General features: G+C 71.5%; 21 protein-coding genes. 11 read left to right on the forward strand and 10 right to left on the reverse strand.

Annotation, left to right across the window (positions count from 1 at the left end):
* Positions 1-19: 19 nt before the first annotated feature.
* The 5 genes from ACIRD7_RS18625 to mce form a co-directional block, all read right to left on the reverse strand.
* Positions 20-790 (reverse strand): ABC transporter permease, encoded by a 771-nt coding sequence (locus ACIRD7_RS18625; RefSeq protein ID WP_403454306.1) that lies wholly within the window; start codon positions 788-790, stop codon positions 20-22.
* Positions 791-792: 2 nt separating this feature from the next.
* Entirely contained in the window at positions 793-1,755 is a 963-nt protein-coding gene (locus ACIRD7_RS18630; protein WP_403454308.1) for an ABC transporter ATP-binding protein, read from the reverse strand.
* A gap of 86 nt (positions 1,756-1,841) precedes the next feature.
* A complete protein-coding gene (locus ACIRD7_RS18635; protein ID WP_403454310.1) occupies positions 1,842-2,780 on the reverse strand; it encodes a cellulose-binding protein in 939 nt (312 codons plus the stop codon).
* A 183-nt stretch (positions 2,781-2,963) separates the two neighbouring features.
* Positions 2,964-6,812: a polarized growth protein Scy gene (gene scy, locus ACIRD7_RS18640; RefSeq protein WP_403454311.1), complete on the reverse strand. Its 3,849-nt coding sequence runs from the start codon at positions 6,810-6,812 to the stop codon at positions 2,964-2,966.
* Between the two features lie 210 nt (positions 6,813-7,022).
* Positions 7,023-7,463: a methylmalonyl-CoA epimerase gene (mce, locus tag ACIRD7_RS18645; RefSeq protein WP_403454312.1), complete on the reverse strand. Its 441-nt coding sequence runs from the start codon at positions 7,461-7,463 to the stop codon at positions 7,023-7,025.
* A gap of 149 nt (positions 7,464-7,612) precedes the next feature.
* On the opposite strand from mce, the gene ACIRD7_RS18650 reads away from it, so the two are divergent.
* The 3 genes from ACIRD7_RS18650 to ACIRD7_RS18660 all read left to right on the forward strand — a co-directional run bounded on the left by ACIRD7_RS18650 (position 7,613) and on the right by ACIRD7_RS18660 (position 11,209).
* Positions 7,613-8,815 (forward strand): acetyl-CoA C-acetyltransferase, encoded by a 1,203-nt coding sequence (locus ACIRD7_RS18650; protein WP_403454315.1) that lies wholly within the window; start codon positions 7,613-7,615, stop codon positions 8,813-8,815.
* Between the two features lie 41 nt (positions 8,816-8,856).
* Positions 8,857-9,813, forward strand: coding sequence for a methylmalonyl Co-A mutase-associated GTPase MeaB (meaB, locus tag ACIRD7_RS18655; protein WP_403454316.1), 957 nt, complete (start codon positions 8,857-8,859; stop codon positions 9,811-9,813).
* 169 nt (positions 9,814-9,982) lie between these two features.
* Positions 9,983-11,209 (forward strand): MFS transporter, encoded by a 1,227-nt coding sequence (locus ACIRD7_RS18660; protein WP_403454318.1) that lies wholly within the window; start codon positions 9,983-9,985, stop codon positions 11,207-11,209.
* Between the two features lie 9 nt (positions 11,210-11,218).
* Here ACIRD7_RS18660 and ACIRD7_RS18665 read toward each other — a convergent pair whose 3' ends face one another.
* Positions 11,219-11,833 carry a PepSY domain-containing protein gene (locus ACIRD7_RS18665; protein ID WP_403454319.1) on the reverse strand — a complete coding sequence of 205 codons (615 nt, stop codon included), beginning with the start codon at positions 11,831-11,833 and terminating at the stop codon, positions 11,219-11,221.
* Positions 11,834-11,964: 131 nt separating this feature from the next.
* On the opposite strand from ACIRD7_RS18665, the gene ACIRD7_RS18670 reads away from it, so the two are divergent.
* Complete coding sequence (locus ACIRD7_RS18670) at positions 11,965-12,633, forward strand: response regulator transcription factor (RefSeq protein ID WP_403454321.1); 669 nt, start codon at positions 11,965-11,967, stop codon at positions 12,631-12,633.
* A 10-nt stretch (positions 12,634-12,643) separates the two neighbouring features.
* Positions 12,644-14,071 (forward strand): ATP-binding protein, encoded by a 1,428-nt coding sequence (locus tag ACIRD7_RS18675; protein ID WP_403454323.1) that lies wholly within the window; start codon positions 12,644-12,646, stop codon positions 14,069-14,071.
* A 37-nt stretch (positions 14,072-14,108) separates the two neighbouring features.
* On the opposite strand, the gene ACIRD7_RS18680 is transcribed toward ACIRD7_RS18675, so the two are convergent.
* The 4 genes from ACIRD7_RS18680 to ACIRD7_RS18695 all read right to left on the reverse strand — a co-directional run bounded on the left by ACIRD7_RS18680 (position 14,109) and on the right by ACIRD7_RS18695 (position 16,766).
* On the reverse strand, positions 14,109-14,585 hold the full coding sequence (locus ACIRD7_RS18680; RefSeq protein ID WP_403454324.1) for a MarR family winged helix-turn-helix transcriptional regulator: 477 nt from the start codon (positions 14,583-14,585) through the stop codon (positions 14,109-14,111).
* Positions 14,586-14,687: 102 nt separating this feature from the next.
* The gene (locus tag ACIRD7_RS18685; RefSeq protein WP_403454326.1) at positions 14,688-15,485 is read right to left on the reverse strand and encodes an AIM24 family protein; all 798 of its coding nucleotides are present in this window, start codon (positions 15,483-15,485) and stop codon (positions 14,688-14,690) included.
* The gene (locus ACIRD7_RS18690) at positions 15,482-16,132 is read right to left on the reverse strand and encodes an AIM24 family protein (RefSeq protein WP_403454328.1); all 651 of its coding nucleotides are present in this window, start codon (positions 16,130-16,132) and stop codon (positions 15,482-15,484) included. The genes ACIRD7_RS18685 and ACIRD7_RS18690 overlap by 4 nt, the downstream gene beginning before the upstream one ends.
* Position 16,133: 1 nt before the next feature.
* Complete coding sequence (locus ACIRD7_RS18695) at positions 16,134-16,766, reverse strand: AIM24 family protein (protein ID WP_403455091.1); 633 nt, start codon at positions 16,764-16,766, stop codon at positions 16,134-16,136.
* A gap of 446 nt (positions 16,767-17,212) precedes the next feature.
* Here ACIRD7_RS18695 and ACIRD7_RS18700 point away from each other — a divergent pair, with 446 nt between their 5' ends.
* The 6 genes from ACIRD7_RS18700 (at position 17,213) to ACIRD7_RS18725 (ending at position 22,266) form a co-directional block, all read left to right on the forward strand.
* Positions 17,213-17,557, forward strand: a complete 345-nt coding sequence (locus ACIRD7_RS18700) for a DUF3817 domain-containing protein (RefSeq protein ID WP_403454329.1) — start codon at positions 17,213-17,215, stop codon at positions 17,555-17,557.
* Positions 17,554-17,847 carry an MTH1187 family thiamine-binding protein gene (locus tag ACIRD7_RS18705; RefSeq protein WP_403454330.1) on the forward strand — a complete coding sequence of 98 codons (294 nt, stop codon included), beginning with the start codon at positions 17,554-17,556 and terminating at the stop codon, positions 17,845-17,847. Before ACIRD7_RS18700 ends, ACIRD7_RS18705 begins: the two co-directional genes overlap by 4 nt.
* A 298-nt stretch (positions 17,848-18,145) precedes the next feature.
* Positions 18,146-19,255, forward strand: coding sequence for a SchA/CurD-like domain-containing protein (locus ACIRD7_RS18710; RefSeq protein ID WP_403454331.1), 1,110 nt, complete (start codon positions 18,146-18,148; stop codon positions 19,253-19,255).
* 43 nt (positions 19,256-19,298) lie between these two features.
* On the forward strand, positions 19,299-19,751 hold the full coding sequence (locus ACIRD7_RS18715) for a cupin domain-containing protein (protein ID WP_403454333.1): 453 nt from the start codon (positions 19,299-19,301) through the stop codon (positions 19,749-19,751).
* A complete protein-coding gene (locus tag ACIRD7_RS18720) occupies positions 19,748-21,019 on the forward strand; it encodes a beta-ketoacyl-[acyl-carrier-protein] synthase family protein (protein ID WP_403454334.1) in 1,272 nt (423 codons plus the stop codon). The genes ACIRD7_RS18715 and ACIRD7_RS18720 overlap by 4 nt, the downstream gene beginning before the upstream one ends.
* Complete coding sequence (locus ACIRD7_RS18725; protein ID WP_403454336.1) at positions 21,016-22,266, forward strand: beta-ketoacyl synthase N-terminal-like domain-containing protein; 1,251 nt, start codon at positions 21,016-21,018, stop codon at positions 22,264-22,266. The genes ACIRD7_RS18720 and ACIRD7_RS18725 overlap by 4 nt, the downstream gene beginning before the upstream one ends.
* The last annotated feature ends 18 nt before the right edge of the window (positions 22,267-22,284 follow it).

Genomic DNA, 22,284 nt, shown 5'->3' on the forward strand with positions numbered 1-22,284 from the left:
AGCATGTAAAACCTCGCGCTCACGCGTCCCGCTTTCTGAGCGTGAGGTATCCGCCGGCGAGCGCGGCGATCACCCACAGCACCATGATCCCGAGCCCGCCCCACGGGCCGTACGGCTTGTCGTCGTCGACCGGGGTGACCACCTGCATGATCTTGCTGCCGGCCTGGTCGGGCAGATAGCGGCCGATCTTCTCGGTGGCGGAGACGTTGCCGAGGATGTTGGAGACCAGGAAGAAGAACGGCATCAGGATGCCCAGCGACAGCATCGGCGAGCGCAGCATCGCCGCGACGCCCATCGAGAACATCGCGATGAGGGTCATGTAGAGGCCGCCGCCGAACACCGCGCGCAGCACTCCGGGGTCGCCGATGTGTGCCTTGTGCTCGCCGAGCATCGCCTGCCCGAGGAAGAAGGTGACGAAGCTCGTCGCCAGACCGACGGCGAGCGCCAGACCGGTCGCCACCGCGATCTTGCTGAACAGGAAGGTGCCGCGCTGCGGCACGGCGGCCAGCGAGGTGCGGATCATGCCGGTGCTGTACTCGTTCGAGACGACGAGGACCCCGAAGACGATCATCGCGAGCTGGCCGAGGCCCATCCCGGCGAAGCTGATGAAGGTCGGATCGAAGGAGAGCCGGTCGCGTTCGCTCATGTTGTCGAACTCGTTGGCCGACAGGCCCGAGATCAGTGCGCCGAGCGCGACGGTGACCACCACGGCCAGCGACAGCGTCCACACGGTGGATGCCACGGACCGGATCTTGGTCCATTCGGAGCGGACGACCTGGGTGACCACCATGCTCAGCTCCTCCTCCAGTCCGCGCCCCACTGCTGCTGCTGTTGTTGCGGCAGTGGCGCCTCGGCGTGCGCGTGGTACTCCACCGAACCGGCGGTCAGCTGCATGAACGCCTCCTCCAAGGAGGCCTGTTGCGGGCTCAGCTCGTGCAGCACGACCTGGTGGCGCGCCGCCAGCTCGCCGATCTGCTCGGACTTGCCGCCGTCCACCTCCAAGGTGCCGTTGCCGTTCTGCACGGCGGTGATCCCGGCCTGCTGGAGCAGATCGAGCAGCCGCTCGCGCTGCGGGGTGCGGATGCGGACGTACGCCCGTGAGTTGCGGGCGATGAACTCGGGCATGGACGTGTCGGCGAGCAGCCGCCCCTGGCCGATGACGACGAGGTGGTCGGCGGTGAGCGCCATCTCGCTCATCAGATGGGAGGAGACGAACACCGTCCGGCCCTGCGCGGCCAGGGACTTCATCATGTTCCGGATCCAGTGGATGCCCTCGGGGTCGAGGCCGTTGACCGGCTCGTCGAACATCAGGATCCGCGGATCGCCGAGCAGCGCGCCCGCGATGCCGAGCCGCTGGCCCATGCCCATCGAGAAGCCCTTGGTCTTCTTCTTCGCGACCGCGGTCAGTCCGACCGTCTCCAGCACCTCCCGCACCCGGCTGTCCGGAATGCCGTTGCTCTGCGCCAGGCACAGCAGATGGTTGTAGGCGCTGCGCCCCGGATGCCAGGCCTTCGCCTCCAGCAGCGCGCCGATGTACGTCAGCGGGTCCTTGAGCTGTTCGTAGTGCTTGCCGTCGATACGGACGTCTCCCGCCGTGGGCCGGTCGAGACCGAGGATCATCCGCATGGTCGTCGACTTGCCGGCGCCGTTCGGGCCCAGGAAGCCTGTGACGATGCCCGGTCTGACGGCGAACGTCAGGTTGTTGACCGCCACCTTGTCGCCGTACCGCTTCGTCAGCCCCTCGAGCTCGATCATGCGGCCCACGCTAAAACGGGACAAAGCCCTCTGCCACCCCAGTGGCAGAGGGCTTTGCGAAAATTCAGCAACCGTGCGCCGGATCGTTACCGGGACTGCTGAGCGGGCACCCCACGGGAGATCGGCTCGTCCTCGGCGGCGGGCGCACCGGTCGCGGCGACCGCGGCACCGGTCAGGGTCGCCAGCATCTCGCGGACGTTCGTCAGCTGAGCGTTGATGCTGTCGCGGCGGTTGGTGAGAGCCGCGAGCTCGCGCTCGGATTCCGAACGGATACGGTCGGCCTTGGCGTTGGCGTCGGCCACGATGTCCTCGGCCTGGCGCTGAGCCGTCTCCACCGTCTGGCGGGCACGGCGCTCGGCGTCGGTGCGCAGCTTCTCGGCCTCCAGGCGTAGCTGCTCCGCGCGGTGCTCGATCTCCGCGAGGCGCTTCTCGGCCTTGGCCTGACGGGAGGCCAGGTCGCGCTCGGACTGCTCGCGGCGCTTGGCGAGGTTGGTCTCGAAGTCGGCGGCGGCCTGCGCGGCCTTGGCGCGGGTCTCCTCGAAGAGAGCGTCGGCCTCCTCGCGCTTGGACTGCGCGTCCTTCTGCGCCTCGGCACGCAGCTGGGAGGCGTCACTCTTGGCCTTCTCGACGATGCGGACGCCTTCGTCCTCGGCCTTGGCCTTGCGCTCCGCAGCGAACGATTCTGCGTCGTTGCGGACCTGCTGGGCCGCCGACTCGGCGAGCTCGCGGTGCTGCTCGGCGGCGCGGCGGGCCTCCTCGCGCAGATCCTTGGCCTCTTCCTCGGCGAGGCGAAGGATCTTCTCGACACGTGCGCCGAGTCCGGCGTACGACGGCTCGGCGTCCGTGACCTGCGCCTGGGCGTTCTGCGTCTCGAGGTGGAGCTCCTCGATGCGCTTTTCCAGGGCGGTGATGCGAGCCAGAGCGCTGTCGCGGTCGGAGACGAGCTTCGAGATGCGTTCGTCCACCTGAGCGCGGTCGTACCCACGCCGCACAAGCTCGAAGCCGTAGGGGGAAGTGTCGCTCATGGGGTTCCTGTCGAATGAGACCGGTGAGGTGATAAGTGGAATCCTAGGGGCCGAAGCGGTGTGTCATCGAGCGGATACGTGTTTGATCTGGAGAATGAGACCCCTTTTGAGTGGCTAACCGTCGGACGGCTTGCCAAAAACTTGGTCAAAGGCCCCAGGAGACACCGGAACGCTCGCGACCCGCTAGCCGTCTGACGACTTGCCACCCGATCGTGGTGCTCCGACTGTCGCACCCGCCTTGACCCCGCCATCCTTGCCGGCGCCCGGCGCCTCGAAGGACTCCAGCGCCTCCAGGACGTCCTGGACCCGCGAGATCTCGGCGTTGATGTCCTCGCGCCGCCGCACCAGGACCTCCAGCTCCCGCTTGCCCTCCTCGACCGTGCGCTTGGCCTCGCGGATCGCCTCGGCCCTGAGCTCCTCGGCCTCCTTGATGAGCGTGGACCGCTTCTGCTCGGCCTCCTTGAGCAGGCCCTCGGCCTTCTTCACCGCGGCGATCCGGACCTTGCCGGCTTCGGAGTTGGCCTCCGAGACCAGCTCCTTGGCCTTCGCCTGCGCCTTGGCCAGCTGCTCCTCGGCGGCCTTGATGAGGGCGTCGCAGCGGTCGCCGGTCGACTTCATCGTCTCGGCGGACTCGCGGCGGGCCCGCTCGTGCAGGTTCTCGATCTCGCTCGTGATGCGGTCGCGCAGCTCCTCGGCGCGCTCCCGGATCGCGGTCGCGTCCCGGCGGGCGCCGACGAGCAGCTCGTCCGCGTCCGCACGGGACTTCTCCACCAGGGAGTTGCCCTCGACGGTCGCCTCGGAGACCAGCCGGTCGGCCTCCTTGCGGGCGGCACCGACCATGGTGTCGGCCTGCGCCTCGGCGTCCGCGGTCGTCTTCTGCGCCTGCTGCTGTGCCTCGGTGAGCAGTTTGTCGGCCTCGGCCGTGGTCTCCGTGATGAGCGTGTCGACCTGCTCGGCGACGTCCTGGCGCCGCTTCGCCGCGTCCTTGCGGGCCTCGTCGAGGGTGCGCTCGGCCTCCTCGCGGGCGGCCGTCACCAGTCGCTCGGCCTCCGCCGCCGCCTCGGCCTTGACGCGCTGGGACTCGCTGCGCACGCGCTCGGCGTGCTGCTGGGCCGACCCGACGGTCTCCGCGGCCTCGGCGCGCAGCCGCTCCGCTTCCGAGGAGGCGTCCCCGAGCAGCTTCTCGGCCTTGGCGAGGGCGTCGGTGCGCACCCGGTCGGCCTCCGCGACCGTCTCCGACTGGAGCCGCTCCGCCTCGGAACGCGCCTCGGTGATGAGGGTGTCGGCCTGCGTCGCCGCGTCCGAACGGATCCGGTTGGCGTCCTCGCGGGCGTCCGCCCGGGTGCGGGACGCGGCCTGCTCGGCCTCGGCGATCTTGTCGGAGGCCTCGGTACGGATCCGCTGCGCGTGCTCGGTGGCGTCCGAACGCAGCCGCTCCGCCTCGGCGATGGCCTCCCCGACCGTGCGCTCGGCGAGGGACTTGGCGGCGGCCGACTCCTCGTTGGCCTCGCGCCGCACCCGGCTCGCGTCCTCGCTGGCCCGCTCCCGCTCGGCGTAGGCGTCGGCGCGGACCCGGTCCGCCTCCTCCTCGGCCTCCCGGCGGGTACGGTCCGCCGCGTGCTCGGCGGCGCTGCGCAGCCCGGTGATCTCCTCCTGGGCCTGCTCGTGCAGCCCGGACACCGAGTCGCGGACCTGCTGGGCGTGCTGCTCGGCCGCCGACACCATCTCGGTGGCGCGCCGGTCGGCCTCCTCGACCAGCCGCACCGCCTCTGCCTGCGCCTCCTCCACGCGGTTGCGCGCGGAGGCCAGCAGCTCCTCGCTCTGCTCGCGGGCCCGCTCGCGCTCCTGGTCGGCCTCCTGGCGGGCGGAACCGAGGAGTTCCTCGGCCTCGCGGCGGCGCCGGGCGGCCTCCTCCTGGGCGGCGGCCAGCGTCTCGGACGCCTCGGTGGCGAGCCGCTCGGCGGCGGCCTGCGCCTCGGCACGCACCCGGTCGGCGGTGTCCTGCGCCTCCGACTTCAGCCGCTCGGCCTCGGCCGCGGCCTCCGACCTGAGGCGTACGGCGATGGCCTCGCCCTCGGCCCGGGACGCGGACGCGTCCGACGCGGCCTCGGTGCGCAGCCGGTCGGCCTCCTCCTCGGCCTGCTGCTGGAGCGTACGGATCCGCTCGGCGGCCTCGGTGCGCAGCCGGTCGGTCTCCTCGGCGGCCTCGCGCCGGATGCGGGCGGCCTCCTCGCGGGCGTCGGTGAGCGCCTGCTCGGCCGCCGCGAGCCGCTGCTCGGCATCGGCGTGCAGCCGCGCCAGCTCCTCGGCGGCCTCCGCCCGGCGGGCCTCGACGCCGCGCTCGGTCTCCTCGCGCAGCTCCTGGGCGGCGCGCTCGGCGTCGGCCTTGATGCCCTCGGCCTGCTCGACGACCTCGTCGCGGTGCCGTTCGGCCTCCTGGCGGGTGCGCTGGAGGGTCTCCTCGGCCTGCCGGCGCAGGGTCGTAGCCCGCTCGATGGCCTCGGTGCGGACCTTCTCGCTGTCCGCCGTGGCCTTCTGGCGCAGCTCGTCGGCGTCCTGCCGGGTCTTCGCCAGCAGTTCCTCGGCGGTCTTGGCCGCCTCCTCGATCTGCTGGACGGCCTCCTTGCGGGCCTCCGCGCGGATCTTCTCGCCCTCGGCGACCGCCTCGGAGCGCAGCTGCTCGGCCTCGCCGCGCAGCCGGCGGGCCTCCTCCTGCAGCTCGACCGTCTTGGCCCGGTACTCCTTGGTGTCGTCCTTCGCCGAGCCCTTGAGCTGCTCGGCGATGTCGTGCGCCTCGGCGCGCAGCCGGTCCGCCTCGGCCTCCGCCTCGCGGCGGATCCGCTCGGCCTCCTCGGCGGCGGCCTTGGTGGTGTTCTGCGCGTCCTCCTGCGCCTTGTTGAGGACGTCCTCGGCGGTCTTGGCCGCCTTCGACAGCTGGGTCGCGCTCTCCTCGGCGGTGATCGTGCGGGCCTTCTCGGCGGCCTCGGCGACGATCTTCTCGGCCTCGGCGCGGGCGTCGGCGACGACCTGCTCCGCGTCCGACTTGGTGGCCTCGGCCTCCTTGGTGGCCTCGCTGACCAGGCGGGCGACCTGCTCCTTCGCCGTGCGCATGCGCTGCTCGTTGGCCGACTCGGCGCTGGCGAGGGTCTTCTCGGCGGTCGCCGTGGCCTCGGCGACGAGCTTCTCGGCCTCGGCCTGCGCCTTGCGCAGCGCCTCCTCGGCCTCGGCCATGCGCTGCTCGGCGGTGCGGCTCAGCTCCTGCGCCTGGCGGCGGGCGGAGTCCGACTCCGAGGCGGTGGAGGTACGCAGCTGCTCCGCGTGGTCGGTGGCCTCCTGGGCCTGCGTCGACGCGGCGTTCAGCAGCCGCTCGGCGTCCGTACGGGCCCGGAGCAGGATCTGCTCGGCCTCCGCCCGGGCCTCCTCGGCCGCGCCCGTGAGGCGCTGGCGGGCCTCGCTGGTGAGCCGCTCGGCCTCGGCGCGCGCGGCCGCCATGGCCTGCTCGGCTTCGGCCCGCGACTCGTCGAGGAGACGGCGGGCCTGCGACTCGCTGCGGGCGCGCAGCTGCTCGGCCCACGCCACGTTCTCGTTGACGTGCGACTCGACGGTCTGGCGGCGCTCGGCCAGCTCCTGGTCGAGCTGCTGGCGGCGGGTCACCGCCTCCTGGTGCAGCTCCGCCTGGAGCCGGGCGGCCTGCTCGGCGTGCTCCTGGAGGATGCGCTGGGTCTGCGCGCGGACCTGGCTCAGCTCGCGCTCGGCGTCCTGGCGCAGCTGGTCGGCCTGCACCTGGGCGTTCCGCAGCAACTGCTCGGCCTGATAGCCGATGTCGCCGCCGTCGAAGGCGGGCCGGGACATGATGGTCCGCCGCGCCTCGTGCAGCTTGGCGCGCAGCACCTCGACCTGGTAGCCGAGGTCCTCGGCGTGCTGGATCGCCTTCTCCCGCTCGGTCTTCAGCCGATCCATCTCGGCCTCGAACCGAGAGAGGTGGTCGACGTCAGCCGCCGGCTCTCGCTCCTGGCGTTCGTAGCCCCGCACTGCGCGGTCCCATCCGTCCCCTGGTCGCAAGTCTGGCCAAACGGGCTCCGTCCGTCCGCCGAACGGGGCCCCCGGGGAATGGTGTCAGATCAACGGCAGAGCCCGGGCTGCTGCCCCGACGCTCGTCCCCCGAAACCCGGACCCCGGCGTGCGGTCACCCCCCTGGAAGCGGCGACCGCCCCCAACCCTACCGGCCCATATGTACGAGGGTCAGTGCTCAGGTGACTCAACAGGCGCCGAAGTGACCAGTTCTGTCAGTACTCCGTGGCAATCCTTTGGGTGCAGGAACGTGATGCGTGACCCCATGGAGCCGCGTCGCGGCTCTTCGTACAGAACGCGTACGCCCTTTTCCTTGATGTCGGCGGCGTCGCCGTCCACATCCGCCGTACCGAAAGCGATGTGGTGGACCCCCTCGCCGTTCTTGTCGAGCCACTTCGCGACGGTGGAGTCCGGGCGCGTGGGTTCGAGAAGCTGCAGGTAGGAGGCGCCGCCGTCGGAGGTCTCGTTGATCTTGAGCATGGCCTCGCGGACACCCTGCTCCTCGTTGACCTCGGAGTGGAACACCTCGAAGCCGTAGGTGGACCGATAGAACTCGACGGTCCGGTCGAGATCGAAACAGGCGATTCCGATGTGGTCGATTCGCGTCAGCATGTTGTTCAGTGCAGCGCTACCGAGGTGGTTACGCAACGTGCGCGCGATCACACTGACGGCCCGGTGACGGCACGGAGTGCCACTCAGTACATTCGAAGTAAACCCTCGTTCACTCCTCGGCTGTCCAAGCTGGAAGGGGATCGCACCTCATGTCTTCTGGAAACGGCACGACGTCCGTGATCGTCGCGGGTGCCCGCACCCCGATGGGGCGGCTGCTCGGCTCGCTGAAGTCCTTCTCCGGAGCCGACCTCGGCGGCTTCGCGATCAAGGCCGCCCTCGACCGTGCGGGGATCGGCGGCGACCAGGTGCAGTACGTCATCATGGGCCAGGTGCTCCAGGCCGGGGCGGGGCAGATCCCGGCGCGCCAGGCCGCGGTCAAGGCCGGCATCCCGATGAACGTCCCGGCGCTCACCATCAACAAGGTGTGTCTGTCCGGCCTCGACGCCATCGCCCTCGCGGACCAGTTGATCCGCGCCGGCGAGTTCGACGTGGTCGTCGCGGGCGGCCAGGAGTCCATGACCAACGCCCCGCACCTGCTGCCGAAGTCCCGCGAGGGCTTCAAGTACGGCGCCGTGCAGATGCTCGACGCGATGGCCTACGACGGTCTGACCGACTCCTTCGACGGCGTCGCCATGGGCGAGTCCACGGAGAAGCACAACACCCGCCTCGGCATCCAGCGCCCCGAGCAGGACGAGATCGCCGCCCTGTCCCACCAGCGCGCCGCGGCCGCCCAGAAGAACGGGCTCTTCGAGGCCGAGATCACCCCGGTCGAGATCCCGCAGCGCAAGGGCGACCCGGTCCTCTTCAGCAAGGACGAGGGCATCCGCGGCGACACCACGGCGGAGTCGCTCGGCAAGCTGCGCCCGGCGTTCTCGAAGGACGGCACGATCACGGCGGGTTCGGCCTCGCAGATCTCCGACGGCGCCGCCGCGGTCGTCGTCATGAGCAAGGCCAAGGCGCAGGAGCTCGGCCTGGACTGGATCGCCGAGATCGGCGCGCACGGCAATGTCGCGGGCCCGGACAACAGCCTCCAGTCCCAGCCCTCCAACGCCATCCAGCACGCCCTGAAGAAGGAGGGCCTGGAGGTCTCCGACCTCGACCTGATCGAGATCAACGAGGCCTTCGCCGCGGTGGCCGTGCAGTCAATGAAGGACCTCGGCGTGTCCACGGAAAGGGTGAACGTCAACGGCGGAGCCATCGCCCTCGGTCACCCGATCGGCATGTCGGGTGCGCGCCTCGTCCTGCACCTCGCCCTGGAGCTGAAGCGGCGCGGCGGCGGCGTCGGCGCGGCCGCGCTGTGCGGTGGCGGCGGTCAGGGTGACGCGCTGATCGTGCGGGTACCCAAGGCCTGAGTTCTCCTTCTGTAGGACCGCTTTTCGCGAACGGAGCTGTGATGCAGGACGTCTCCACCCTGGTGGCCCAGGCCAGGGAAGGCCGGCCGCGGGCCGTGGCCCGGCTGATCTCCCTGGTGGAGGGGGCGTCCCCGCAGCTGCGGGAGGTCATGGCGGCGCTGGCCCCGCTGACGGGCAACGCCTACGTGGTGGGCCTGACCGGCTCCCCGGGCGTCGGCAAGTCGACGTCCACCTCCGCCCTGGTCACCGCGTACCGCAAGCAGGGCAAGCGGGTCGGCGTCCTGGCCGTCGACCCGTCCTCGCCCTTCTCGGGCGGTGCCCTGCTCGGCGACCGGGTCCGGATGTCGGACCACGCCTCGGACCCCGGCGTCTACATCCGTTCGATGGCGACCCGGGGCCATCTGGGCGGCCTCGCCTGGGCCGCCCCGCAGGCGATCCGCGTCCTGGACGCGGCCGGCTGCGACGTGATCCTGGTCGAGACGGTGGGTGTGGGCCAGTCGGAGGTCGAGATCGCCTCCCAGGCCGACACCTCCGTCGTCCTGCTCGCCCCCGGCATGGGCGACGGCATCCAGGCGGCGAAGGCCGGAATCCTGGAGATCGGCGATGTCTACGTCGTCAACAAGGCCGACCGTGACGGCGCCGACGCCACCGCCCGCGAGCTCAACCACATGCTCGGCCTCGGCGAGTCCCGCGGCCCCGGCGACTGGCGCCCCCCGATCGTGAAGACGGTCGCGGCCCGCGCCGAGGGGGTCGACGAGGTCGTGGAGGCCCTGGAGAAGCACCGGGCCTGGATGGAGGAGCGCGGAGTCCTGGCCGAGCGCCGTCGCGCCCGCGCGGCCCGCGAGGTCGAGACGATCGCCGTCACGGCCCTGCGCGAACGTATCGCCGACCTGCACGGCGACCGCCGCCTCGGGGCGCTGGCGGAGAAGATCGTCGCCGGCGAACTGGACCCCTACCGGGCCGCGGACGAACTGGTGGCGGGGCTGACGAAGGGCTGAGGCCCCCAAGCCCGCCCCATGGCCGCCCCCGGGGCAGCGCTGCTACGTTGATCCACATGTACCTCCTCCTGGCATAGGGCACGCCTCGCCCGCGCACGGTGACGACCCCCGGTCGTGACCGTCGCGGCGATCCGGCGTCCCCTTTTCCGCCTCGAGTCGAGGAACTCCCTTGTCCAGCACGCCTGTCGTGCGGCCGTCGTATGCCGCCGTTCTCCGGATCCCCCACGCCCGCCGCACCTTCGGCGCCGCCCTGCTCGGCCGGCTGTCGTACGGGGTCGCCCCGCTGTCCGTGATGCTCGCCGTGACCCGGTCCTCCGGGTCGTACGCGGTGGCGGGTGTCGTCATGGCCCTGTTCTCCGGCGCGAGCGTCTTCCTGTCGCCCGCGCGGGCCGCCCTGATCGACCGGTACGGGCCGCGCCGGGCGCTCGTGCCGATGGTCGGCGCCCACACCTCACTGCTGGCCCTGCTGGCGGCGCTCGTCTGGCGGCCGGGTGCCGTCACGCCGCTCGTCCTCGGTGCCGTGGCCGTCGCCGCCGGTGCCGGTACTCCGCCGCTCGGGCCCACCATGCGGGCCGTGTGGGGGCGGCTGGCGCCGGAGCGGGCGCTGCTGCAGCGGGCGTACAGCCTCGACGCCGTCGCCGAGGAACTGCTCTTCGTCTCGGGGCCGTTGCTGGTGGGCGTGCTCGTCGGGTTCGCCCCGCCGGCGGCCGGGGTGCTGGCCGGGGCGGCGCTCATGGTGCTGGGGACGGCCGGGTTCGTCTCGTCGCCCGCCGTGCGCGATGTGCCGCCCGCCCGGCGGGAGAAGGAACGGGGCACGGGCGGGCGGCGGGTCCTGTCCGGCATCCGGCGGCCCGTGATCGCCGCCGCCGGCGTCGGGCTCGCGCTGGGCGTGGTCGATCTGCTGGTGGTGGCCTTCGCCGAGGGGCACGGCCCCGGCAGCGGCGGTGCGGCCTGGGTGCTGGCCGCGCTGTCCGCCGGAAGCGCCGTCGGGGGACTGGTCAACGGGGCCGTCGCGTGGAAGGCCTCCACCGGGGTCCGGCTGTCCGCGCAGGCCGCCGGACTGGGGCTGGCGCTGTGCGGGGCCGGGCTGGCGCAGGGGCTCGGCACCCTCGCCGTGGCGGTCGCGGCCGTCGGGCTCTTCGTGTCCCCGCTGATCACCACCGCGTACCTCGTCGCCGACGAGACCGCCGCGCCCGAGGCCCGGGTCCGGGCCGGGGCCTGGGTCAACACGGCCGTCAACGCGGGCGGTACGGCCGGGGCCGCGGCGGCCGGTGTGCTGGTGGGACGGCTCCCGGCCGGCGTGTGCTTCGCGCTCACCGGAGCGGCGATGGTGCTGACGGCGGCGGCCGTGGTGCGACGCGAGAGGGGTACGGGATCTCCCGTACCCCTCGTGTGACGCCCGGCGTCAGTCGTCGTCGCGGTCCGGGGTGACCTTGCCCGTCTTCAGGTCGACCTTCCACTCGCCCTTGGTGGTGTCCACGCTCCAGGCGGCGGGGCCGTCGTCGTCCAGGTCCACGTCGGTGACGGTGCCCTTCGCCGACGCGGCCTCTGCGGCCTCGCGGGCGTCGACGCCCGCGCCCTTCAGGGCGGCGAGGTCCTCGCGGGCGTCGTCGTCATCGTCGTCGCGCTGGGCGCCGAGGACCTTGCCGTCGCTCGCGGAGACCCGGACGTCGTGGCCGCTGCCGTCGCCCTTGACGACGCTCACCTCCCAGGCCTTCGTGCCGTCGTCGTCCAGGTCGGCGGAGACGGCCGTGCCCGGCGTGTGCTTCAGCGCGGCCGCGATGGCGTCGGCGGCGGTGACCTTGGCGGCGGCGGCCTCCGAACGGACCTCGGTGACGTCGTCGTCCCGGTCGTCGGCCGCGTCCTGCGCGCTGTCGTCGTCCCGGTCGTCGGCCACCTTCACGCTCGACTGCCGCTGCGTGGGTGCGCTGTCGTCGCCACCTGCCGCGTAGGCCGCGACGGTGCCGCCCCCGATCAGGGCCGCTGCGGCGACGGTGGCGATGACGATGTTGCGCTTCATCCCGGTTCCTCCAGAGTCGTTTCGTTCCGAGTCGTTTTCGTTGCGACGCGGATCAATCTGCCGAACCGACGCTGAGAGGAACCTGAAGGACCCTGAAGAGATCTTCAGCTTGGCTTTGCGAACCTTTACGCATGCGCCTGTTGATCGTGGAGGACGAGAAGCGGCTGGCCCTGTCGCTCGCCAAGGGCCTGACGGCCGAGGGGTACGCCGTGGACGTCGTCCATGACGGCCGGGAGGGGCTGTACCGGGCGAGCGAGGGGACGTACGACCTCGTGATCCTCGACATCATGCTGCCCGGCATGAACGGCTACCGGGTCTGCGCCGCCCTGCGCGCCGCCGGCCACGAGGTACCGATCCTGATGCTCACGGCCAAGGACGGCGAGTACGACGAGGCGGAGGGGCTGGACACCGGCGCCGACGACTACCTCACCAAGCCGTTCTCCTACGTCGTCCTCGTCGCGCGGGTGAAGGCGCTGCTGCGGCGCGGGGGACAGGGCGCCGGGGCCTCGCCCGTGCACGTCCACGGTGACCTCAAGGTCGACACCGCCGCCCGCCGGGTGTTCCTCGGCGAGGACGAAGTGACGCTCACCGCCAAGGAGTTCGCCGTCCTGGAGCAGCTGGTGACGCGGGCCGGCGAGGTGGTGTCCAAGGCCGAGATCCTGGACCACGTCTGGGACTTCGCGTACGAGGGCGACCCCAACATCGTCGAGGTGTACGTCAGCACCCTGCGGCGCAAGCTGCGCGCCGGGCTCATCCGGACGGTGCGCGGCGCCGGGTACCGGCTGGAGAAGGAACAGTGAGAAGGCAACGGTGAGAAGGCTCTTCGGCTCGGTCCGGTCCCGGGCCACTCTCGGCGCGACCCTCGTCGTCGCCGTGGCGCTGGTCGCGGCGGGGGCTGCGGTGCTGCTGTCGCTGCGGTCCAACCTGCTCGACCAGGCGGGCAACGACGCGGAACGCACCGCGCAGAACGTCGTCGCCCAGCTCGCCGCCGGGAAGGCCTACGGCCGGCTGGACCTGGACGACGAAAGCCCCGTCCAGGTCGTCGACGCCGGCGGCACGCTGGTCGCGGCGAGCGAGGACCTGGAGCGGATCAGCGGCACGGCCACCGACGCCGTGCGGCCGCAGTCGGACGGCACGGGCGGCGCGGGTGCTTCGGCCGTCCCGGACGACGACGCGGACGACGACACCGCCCAGGAGGACCAGGACGAACCCGGTGAGATCGGGGAGGGGACCGAGTTCACCGACGGCTCCGCGACGATCGACGGCGACACGGGCGACTACCGCTTCGCCGCCGTCCCGGTGCAGGCCGGCGACCGGGGGAAACTCACCGTCTACGCCGGAGCCTCGCTGGACGCCGAGCAGAGCGCGGTGAACTCCGCCCTCACCGTCATGCTGATCGGCCTGCCGCTGCTGCTCGCCGTCGTCGCCGGCGTCACCTGGCTGGTCACCCGGCGCGCCCTGCGCCCGGTCGAGGGCATCCGTGCCGAGATGGCCGCGATCACCGCCTCCGAGGACCTCGCGCGCCGCGTGCCGGTGCCGGGCACCCACGACGAGGTGGCCCGCCTCGCGCTGACCACGAACGAGACGCTGGCCGCGCTGCAGACCTCGGTGGAACGCCAGCGCCGGTTCGTCGCCGACGCCTCGCACGAACTGCGCAGCCCGATCGCGTCCCTGCGCACCCAGCTGGAGGTGGGCACCGCGCACCCCGAGCTGCTCGACCTCGACGGCGCGGTGGAGGACACCGTACGGCTTCAGGACCTGGCGTCCGATCTGCTGCTGCTGGCCCGGCTCGACGCGGGGGAGCGGCCCGGCGAGAGCCGGTTCGACCTCGGCGCACTGGCCCGCGAGCAGGCCGAGGGGCGGGCGGACGTGACGGTTCGGGGGCGGGGCGTCGAGGTGGCCGGGTCGCGCGGGCAGGTCGGGCGGGTGCTCACCAACCTGCTGGACAACGCCCAGCGGCACGCCCGTTCCGCGGTCACCCTGACCGTGCGGGAGGAGGGGGCCTGGGCCGTGGTGGCCGTCGCCGACGACGGGGACGGGGTGGCCGAGGCGGACCGGGAGCGGATCTTCGAGCGGTTCGTCCGGCTCGACGAGGCCCGCAGCCGGGACGACGGCGGCGCCGGGCTGGGCCTGGCCATCGCCCGTGACGTGGCCGTACGGCACGGCGGCACGCTCACCGTGGGCCGCGCGCCGGCGGGCGGAGCCCTGTTCGAGCTCCGCCTGCCGCAGGCCCGCTAGCCTGCCGGGTTCGCCGGGTTCGCCGGGTGCGCCTCGGTCACGGGCGGCCGCGCTGACCGCGCAGGTGGTCCGCGATCGGCTTGAGGGCCTTGTCGAGCTCCTTCAGGGCCTCGGGGGACAGCAGGTCGATGAAGTGTCTGCGCACGGACGCCACATGATGCGGCGCGACCTTCCTCATCGTCTCCATGCCGTGGTCGGTGAGGACCGCGAAGAGTCCGCGGCGGTCGGACTCGCAGTTCTCACGCCGGACCAGGTCCGCGTTCTCCATCCGGGTGATCTGGTGGGAGAGGCGGCTCTTGGACTGGAGCGTGGCGGCCGCGAGGTCGCTCATCCGCATCCGTACGTCGTCCGACTCGGAGAGGTTCACCAGGATCTCGTAGTCGTTCATCGTCAGGCCGAACGGCTGAAGGTCCTTCTCGAGCTGGTACGTCAACAGCCTGTTGACCTCCAAGTGGGTGCGCCAGGCGCACTGCTCCGCATCGGTCAGCCAGCGTGTGGCCGTCTCGGTCTCCATGAATGAAGTCTACCTAAGAAGTTGAAAGGCGAACTAGTGAGGGGTTTTCTGTGGCATCACCGTGTGCGCACACGTTCGATGTCACACTCCGCAGACTACCGCTCACAGCCCGAAGCGACGCTGGAGGTCCCCCAGCTGTCCGGGAAGGCGCGGTACCCCGGCTTGTTGTGAAGGCCCTGTGTGCGACCCCCCGGAACCAGGCACTCCGGCATCCGGCGGAACCGTCCCCGTGGCCTGCTCCGCCATGAGGGTCTCGGTCGACTGGAGCAGGACGGTGCCGGCCCCGACGAACTCGAACTGGTGCTCCTCTCCGGAGGCCCCGCCAAGGCCTGTCAGTGCACGTAGACCGCCCATCAGGCCGGTCATGTAGCCATGGTCGTAGTGGTGGCACGGGGAGGGGCAGTCGGCCCAGCCGACGAGCGCCTGAGGGTCCACCCGGATCGGGGGTTCCATGAACACCACCGGACCGTTAGATGCGGCCACGAACTTTCCGGTTCCGATCAGGGTCAGAAAACCCGGCACGATCGACTGCTTGAGGGCAAGACTTGGCTGAAAAGCGAGCAGGTTGCCGGAGCGAATGGTCAGATTGCCGTCTTCCAGGTCGTACGAGTTCACGTCGAATGCCCGGTCTGCCAGCAGCATCTTGCCCGAGCCCTCCGCGACGACCCAGTCGCTCGCGTGCAGAGGCGAATGGAAGGACGTACGGACAAGTCGGTCCAGTCGGCCGTGCCCGATGCCGTTGAAGTCCATCTGCCCGTAGTAGGCGATCATCTTCCCCTTCTGCAGGAACCACTGGCTGCCCTTGAGCTCCACGCAGAAGGTGTAGGCGTTGACGTTGTCGTCGGAGGGCAGCGTCATGGGGTCGTACACGGTGGGACCCGCGCCCGGGTAGTAATTCACAGCTTCTCCTCCGACGCCTGGACGTAGACCGCACCGCTGCCGCTGAGCTCCAGCTGGAAGGCCTCGCCGGAGCCGCGGCCCACCATGTCGCGCCAGCCGAGCGCGGTGGACAGCTTGTTGCGTACGTCGCCGTGGTGGGCGACGTAGGCCTGCGGGTCGACGTGGACCGGGCGCTGCGGGGTGATCGGGATCTCGAAGACGCCGCCGTGGGCCATGACGGCGACGGCCCCGTGCCCCTTGAGGGTGGTCGTGAACAGCCCCTGCCCGCTGATCTGGCCGCGGACCATGCCCATGACCCCGCCCTGCGAGCCGAGGAACATCGTGCCCTGCTGGAGGGTGCCCTCGAAGGCGAGGAGGCGGTCGGCCTCGACGCAGAGGGTGTCGCCGGCCAGGCTGATCACCTGGATGTGGTGGCCGCCGTGCCCGAAGAGCACGGTGCCGCTGCCCTCGACCGTCATCAGCGGGGTGTCCTCGTTCGCCACCCGGCGGCCGATCATCGACATGATCCCGCCCTGGCCGCCTGCCGTGTTCGGGGTGAAGGACACCTCGCCCTTGTAGGCGAGCATCGCGCCGCGCTGACTGAACAGCTTCTGGCCGGGCATGACCGTCGCCTCGACCATCTTGGAGTTGATCTCGCGGAAGGTCATGTCACACGTCCCCCGCGATCGTGTTCCGCTCGCTCGGCTGTACGTACACCAGCCCGTCCCCCTCGAACCGGATCTGGAAGGCCTCGCCGCCGCCCTCGCCCATGAAGGTGCGGAACGTCACACCGGACTGGAAGGACTGGCGCAGGTTCCCCTGGTGCGCCACGTACGCCCCCGGGTCGACGGTCAGCGGGTACTGCGCGCTGACCCGCAGCACCACGGCCGGGCCGTCCGACATGATCGCCGCCTGCCCGTGCCCCTCGACGGTGGTGGTGAACAGGCCGTTGCCCTGGGAGGCGCCGCGCAGTCCCGTGAAGGAGGTGCCGGTGCGCAGCCCCGCGTCCGTCGCGAGCAGGTTGCTCGACTCGACGTAGAGCTTGTCGCCCTGGAGGTTCACGAGGTTGATCTCGGAGGCGCGGTCCGCGAACCAGCACGTCCCGTGCCCCTTCACCTCCATCATCGTCATCTGCTCGCCGGTCAGGCGCCGGGTCACCATGCCCCGGATGCCCTCGCCGCCGCCGCTCATCTTCTTGAAGGCCATCTGCCCGTCGTACGCGACCATCGAGCCGTTCTTCGCCTTCACGGCGTCCCCGGTCATGTCGACGGCGAGCACCTTGCTGCCCTGAAGTCGGAACATCGCCACGCAGCGAAAGGTAGCCGCCGCCGCCATCCACCAACAGATACCGTGGGTGGACTTCACCCCTGATGCCACCCTCAGGGCCTGTCGTGCGGATCGTCCCGGCTTCGCGGCCCCTGACGCGCAGTCCCCAAGCTCTTCGAGCAGGGGGGACCCCCCCAGGCGTTGTCGTCACTCGCCACACTCCGCGTCGACTCCCTCCTCCGCCTTGCATCTGCGCGCACCAGACCCCGCTCGGCTCGGCCGAGAGCAACCGAGCCGCACAGCGGGCTGATCCGAACGGCAGGCAAGAACCGCACACGCTGGCGGGCGTCCTCGCCGCCGAGCCCGACCCCGGGCCCGGAGCACCCCGCTGGGTTTGCCACAATGGACGAACGTTTGTGCTTGCGTTCACAAGCTGAGCCGAGCCGACCGACGCTTCCCCCCGAACCCACCGAAGGTGACCCGTGGACATCAAGACCGCCACCGCCCTCCGCCGCCTCCGTCTCGTCTCGGCCCCCGAGGCGGTGTCGTTCCTGCTCCTGCTCGTCTGCTCGGTGCTGAAGCGGACCACGGACTTCAACGCGGTACCCGTGATGGGCATGATCCACGGCGTTCTCTTCATCCTGTACGTGATCTTCTGGGCGGACGCCTGGAACCGTGCCAAGTGGCCGCTGAAGACCGCCGCGCTCTACTTCGTCCTCTCCGTCCTGCCGGCCGGCGGCTTCTTCGCCGAGCGCAAGCTCAAGCGTGCGGCCGAGGACGCGGTGATCGCCTCCCGCGCCCGCAAGGAAGGAATCGTGGGCGCATGATCGTCGCCTTTTCCGTGACGCCGCTCGGTGTCGGCGAGGACGTGGGGGAGTACGTCGCCGACGCCGTCCGGGTGGTCCGCGAGTCGGGCCTGCCCCACCGCACCGACGCGATGTTCACCTCGATCGAGGGCGACTGGGACGAGGTCATGGACGTCGTCAGGCGAGCCGTCGCCGCCGTCGAGGAGCGGGCGCCCCGGGTGTCCCTGGTCCTCAAGGCGGACATCCGCCCCGGCGTGACGGACGGTCTCACCTCCAAGGTGGAGACGGTGGAGCGGCATCTGGCCGGCTAGGCCGGGTCCGGCCTGGGACCCGCCCCGCCGGCCGGTCCCGGACACGTGTTCAAGTCCCCGTGACGAACGGGGAGTTCGAAGGCGCTCTCGCTCGCGAGGGCGCCTTCCGCGTTTCCTCCGGCTGTGCTCGCGCGAACGCATCCCGGCCTGACCGGCGGGCAGTTCCCTCAATTGGCCCGCGTGGCTCGCGGAGGTCAGGGCCCTGACCCACGATGAAGGCTCAAGGGCCGAAACCCGCGTTCGCGCTGGTGGAACAGGGACGGCCGCCGCTTGCTCCCGCGAAGGAAGGGTCTGAAGGATGACCGCTTCGCCCTACACGTCGCAGTCGGCGTTCGACGGCTCCAGGATGCGCGTCCTCCTGCTCGTCGACCTCCATGAAGGCGCGCAGCAACAGTTCCTGGACGCGTACGAGCAGATGCGGGACCGGGTCGCCTCGGTCCCCGGCCACCTCGGTGACCAGTTGTGCCAGTCCGTGGAGAACCCCTCCCAGTGGGTCATCACCAGCGAATGGGCGACCGCCCCGCCCTACCTCGCCTGGGTGAACAGCGAAGAGCATCTCGAGACGGTCCGGCCGCTGCAGGAATGCGTCCGTGAACTCCGCTCGATGCGCTACGGCGTCGTCCGCGAAACCGGCGGCGACCGCCCCCGGTCCGGCGCGCTCCAGTCGGGCGCGCGGGTGGGCGACGGCGTGATCCGCCACGCCCTGACCTTCACCGTGAAGCCCGGCTCCGAGTCCAAGGTCGCCGAGATCCTCGCGGGCTACGCCCCGCCCGAGGCCCGCGTCGACGACACCACGCGGCTGCGCCGCACCACCCTCTTCATGCACGGCAACCGCGTCGTGCGCACCGTCGAGGTGGAGGGCGACCTGATGGCGGCCCTGCGCCATGTCTCCCGCCAGCCCGAGGTGCGGGCCGTCGAGGAGGCCATCAACCCGTACCTGGAGCAGGACCGCGACCTCGCCGACCCCGAGTCCGCGCGGACCTTCTTCATCCGTGCCGCCATGCCGCCCGTCCACCACGTGGCGCGCGGCGGCCCGGAGCCGGACGGCATCAGGCGGCACGCCCTCTACTACCCGGCCAAGGAGGGCTGCGGGATGGCGCTCGCCCGGCATCTCGCCCGGCAGGACGAGGCGGCCGCGGCCGACCCCGCCTCCCCCGTGCACCGCAGCACCGTCTTCAACCGCGAGGACATCGTCGTCCGCCTCATCGACGTACAGGGCGATCCCGAGACCGATCCGGTCATGGCGCTCGGCATCCACGGCCCCAGGAAGGCGGCCGTGCTGGCCCGGCTGCTCGACGGCGAGGCGCTCGGCGTCACCGGACGGCTCACCGGCGAACGGGACGCCCACCGCCTCCTGGCGCACGCCGGCATGTCGCTGATCACCGACCGCAGGGCTGCGCAGTCCTGACCGCGCAGGGACCACCCCCACCGACCGACCTGGAGACAGAACCATGGACAAGATGCGCCCGCGCGTCGTGGACGTCAACGAGATCGAGCCCAACCGCAAGCGCGGCGGCGACCTGCGCACCCTGCTCACCCCTGTCACGGTGGGCGCCACGAGCGGCTTCATGGGCCTGGCCATCATGCGGCCCGGCGAACGCATCAGCGAGCACTACCACCCGTACTCCGAGGAGTTCATCTACGTCGTCGAGGGCCGGCTGGAGGTCGACCTGGACGGCGAAACGTTTCCTCTCCGTGCCGACCAGGGCCTCATGATCCCCATCGACATGCGGCACCGCTTCCGCAACGTCGGTGACGAGGAGGCCCGGATGGTCTTCCATCTCGGCCCCCTCGCGCCCAAGCCGAGCCTCGGTCACGTCGACACGGAGGCCCCGGAGATCAGCGACGACGTCCAGGCGTACCCGCTCGTCCAGGGGGAGGAACGCCCAGGGGTGCTGTCATGACCCGGCGAGTGGCGGTCACCGGCATAGGCGTGGTCGCCCCCGGCGGGATAGGAGTGACCGCGTTCTGGGAACTCCTCTCCAACGGCCGTACGGCGACCCGAGGCATCACCCTGTTCGACCCCGAGGGGCTGCGCTCGCGGATAGCCGCCGAGTGCGACTTCGACCCGCTCGCGCACGGCCTGGACCCCGAGGTCGTCGAACGCGCCGACCGGTACATACAGTTCGCCCTGGCCGCCGCCCAGGAGGCCGTGACCGACAGCGGCGTCGACTTCGGCGCCGAGAACCCCTGGCGCGTTGCCGTGTCCCTGGGCAGCGCGGTGGGCGGCACGACCCGCCTGGAGCACGACTACGTCCTCGTCAGCGAACGCGGCAGCCGCTGGGACGTCGACCACCGCGCCGCCGAGCCTCAGCTGCACCGGGCGTTCTCGCCCAGCACGCTCGCGGCCGACGTCGCCGAACGGTTCGGCGCCCGGGGCCCGGTGCAGACCGTGTCCACCGGCTGCACCTCCGGCCTCGACGCCGTGGGCTACGCCTTCCACACCATCGAGGAGGGCCGCGCCGACATCTGCATCGCCGGGGCGTCGGACTCCCCGATCTCCCCGATCACCATGGCCTGCTTCGACGCCATCAAGGCCACGTCGCCCAACAACGACGACCCGGAGCACGCCTCCCGCCCCTTCGACGCCCATCGCGACGGCTTCGTGATGGGCGAGGGCGCCGCCGTCCTCGTCCTGGAGGAACTGGAGCACGCCCGCGCGCGGGGCGCGCACGTCTACTGCGAGATCGGCGGCTACGCCACCTTCGGCAACGCCTACCACATGACCGGTCTGACCAGTGAGGGCCTGGAGATGGCACGGGCCATCGACGACGCCCTCGACCACGCGCGCGTCGACCCCACGGAGATCGACTACGTCAACGCGCACGGCTCCGGCACCCGCCAGAACGACCGGCACGAGACCGCCGCCGTGAAGAGGTCGCTGGGCTCGCACGCCTACGAGACGCCCATGAGCTCCATCAAGTCCATGGTGGGCCACTCGCTGGGCGCCATCGGCGCGATCGAGGTCGTGGCCTGTGTGCTCGCCCTCGCCCGGCAGGTGGTGCCGCCGACGGCGAACTACGACACCCCGGACCCCGAGTGCGACCTGGACTACGTCCCGCGCACCGCACGCTCCCGCCGGCTCGACAACGTGCTCTCCGTGGGCAGCGGCTTCGGCGGGTTCCAGTCCGCGGTGCTCCTGACGGGGCCGAACGGGAGGAGACGACGATGAGTGGTCCACGCGCCCGGCAGACCGCTGTCACGGGCCTCGGCGTGGTCGCGCCCAACGGCCTGCACGCCGACACGTACTGGAAGAACGTCAAGGAGGGCGCGAGCGTCCTCGACCGGGTCACCCGCGAGGGCTGCGAGCACCTGCCGCTCCGCGTCGCCGGCGAGGTCCGCGGCTTCGACCCGTCGGCGCTGATCGAGGAGACCTTCCTCGTCCAGACCGACAAGTTCACCCACTTCGCGCTGGCGGCCGCCGACGCCGCCCTGACCGACGCCGGACTGAGCAAGTCCGCCTGGGCCGAGGCGCCGTACTCCGTCGGCGTCGTCACCGCGGCCGGGTCCGGCGGCGGCGAGTTCGGCCAGCGCGAGCTGCAGAAGCTGTGGGGACAGGGCTCCCGGTTCGTCGGCCCCTACCAGTCCATCGCCTGGTTCTACGCCGCCAGCACCGGCCAGATATCCATCCGCAAGGGCTTCAAGGGCCCCTGCTCGGTGGTGGCCAGCGACGAGGCGGGCGGCCTGGACGCCGTCGCGCACGCCGCCCGGGCCGTGCACCGGGGAACGGACGTGGTCGTGGTCGGCGCGGCCGAGGCACCGCTCGCCCCCTACTCCGGGGTCTGTCAGCTCGGCTACCCCGAGCTCAGCACCGAGGCCGACCCGGCCCGCGCCTACCGCCCCTTCACCTCGGCGGCCTGCGGTTTCGTGCCCGCCGAGGGCGGTGCCGTGCTGGTCGTGGAGGACCTGGAGCGAGCCCGGCGCCGGGGCACGGAGGTCCGCGCCACCGTGGCCGGACACGCGGCCACCTTCACCGGCGCCTCGCGCTGGGACCGTTCGCGGGAGGGGCTCGCGCAGGCCATTCGCGGCGCCCTCGACGAGGCCGGCTGCGCACCGGAGGAGATCGACGTGGTCTTCGCCGACGCGCTGGGCGTCCCCGAGGCCGACCGCGCCGAGGCGCTCGCCCTCGCCGACGCCCTCGGCCCGCACGGCACCCGCGTGCCGGTCACGGCCCCCAAGGCCGGCATCGGACGGTCGTACTGCGGGGCGCCGCTGCTGGACGTCGTGGCCGCCGTGCAGGCCATGGAGCACGGTCAGATCCCGCCGACACCGGGCGTCTTCGACATCTGCCACGACATCGACCTGGTGACCGCCACCGCCCGCCCCGCCGAGCTGCGCACGGCCCTGGTCCTCAGCCGGGGACTCATGGGCTCCAACGCGGCGCTGGTCCTGCGCCGGGGCCCCGGATCCGTCGCATAGAAAGACAAGGAGAACTCT

Source organism: Streptomyces sp. NPDC093568, assembly GCF_044764945.1.
Lineage (GTDB): Bacteria > Actinomycetota > Actinomycetes > Streptomycetales > Streptomycetaceae > Streptomyces.

Excerpts from the sequence above, each read along its gene's own strand:
- ACIRD7_RS18625 (WP_403454306.1), bottom strand. The coding sequence starts at position 790 with ATGGTGGTCACCCAGGTCGTCCGCTCCGAATGGACCAAGATCCGGTCC.
- ACIRD7_RS18630 (WP_403454308.1), bottom strand. The coding sequence starts at position 1,755 with ATGATCGAGCTCGAGGGGCTGACGAAGCGGTACGGCGACAAGGTGGCG.
- ACIRD7_RS18635 (WP_403454310.1), bottom strand. The coding sequence starts at position 2,780 with ATGAGCGACACTTCCCCCTACGGCTTCGAGCTTGTGCGGCGTGGGTAC.
- mce (WP_403454312.1), bottom strand. The coding sequence starts at position 7,463 with ATGCTGACGCGAATCGACCACATCGGAATCGCCTGTTTCGATCTCGAC.
- ACIRD7_RS18650 (WP_403454315.1), top strand. The coding sequence starts at position 7,613 with ATGTCTTCTGGAAACGGCACGACGTCCGTGATCGTCGCGGGTGCCCGC.
- meaB (WP_403454316.1), top strand. The coding sequence starts at position 8,857 with ATGCAGGACGTCTCCACCCTGGTGGCCCAGGCCAGGGAAGGCCGGCCG.
- ACIRD7_RS18665 (WP_403454319.1), bottom strand. The coding sequence starts at position 11,833 with ATGAAGCGCAACATCGTCATCGCCACCGTCGCCGCAGCGGCCCTGATC.
- ACIRD7_RS18670 (WP_403454321.1), top strand. The coding sequence starts at position 11,965 with ATGCGCCTGTTGATCGTGGAGGACGAGAAGCGGCTGGCCCTGTCGCTC.
- ACIRD7_RS18680 (WP_403454324.1), bottom strand. The coding sequence starts at position 14,585 with ATGGAGACCGAGACGGCCACACGCTGGCTGACCGATGCGGAGCAGTGC.
- ACIRD7_RS18690 (WP_403454328.1), bottom strand. The coding sequence starts at position 16,132 with ATGACCTTCCGCGAGATCAACTCCAAGATGGTCGAGGCGACGGTCATG.
- ACIRD7_RS18695 (WP_403455091.1), bottom strand. The coding sequence starts at position 16,766 with ATGTTCCGACTTCAGGGCAGCAAGGTGCTCGCCGTCGACATGACCGGG.
- ACIRD7_RS18705 (WP_403454330.1), top strand. The coding sequence starts at position 17,554 with ATGATCGTCGCCTTTTCCGTGACGCCGCTCGGTGTCGGCGAGGACGTG.
- ACIRD7_RS18710 (WP_403454331.1), top strand. The coding sequence starts at position 18,146 with ATGACCGCTTCGCCCTACACGTCGCAGTCGGCGTTCGACGGCTCCAGG.
- ACIRD7_RS18715 (WP_403454333.1), top strand. The coding sequence starts at position 19,299 with ATGGACAAGATGCGCCCGCGCGTCGTGGACGTCAACGAGATCGAGCCC.
- ACIRD7_RS18720 (WP_403454334.1), top strand. The coding sequence starts at position 19,748 with ATGACCCGGCGAGTGGCGGTCACCGGCATAGGCGTGGTCGCCCCCGGC.
- ACIRD7_RS18725 (WP_403454336.1), top strand. The coding sequence starts at position 21,016 with ATGAGTGGTCCACGCGCCCGGCAGACCGCTGTCACGGGCCTCGGCGTG.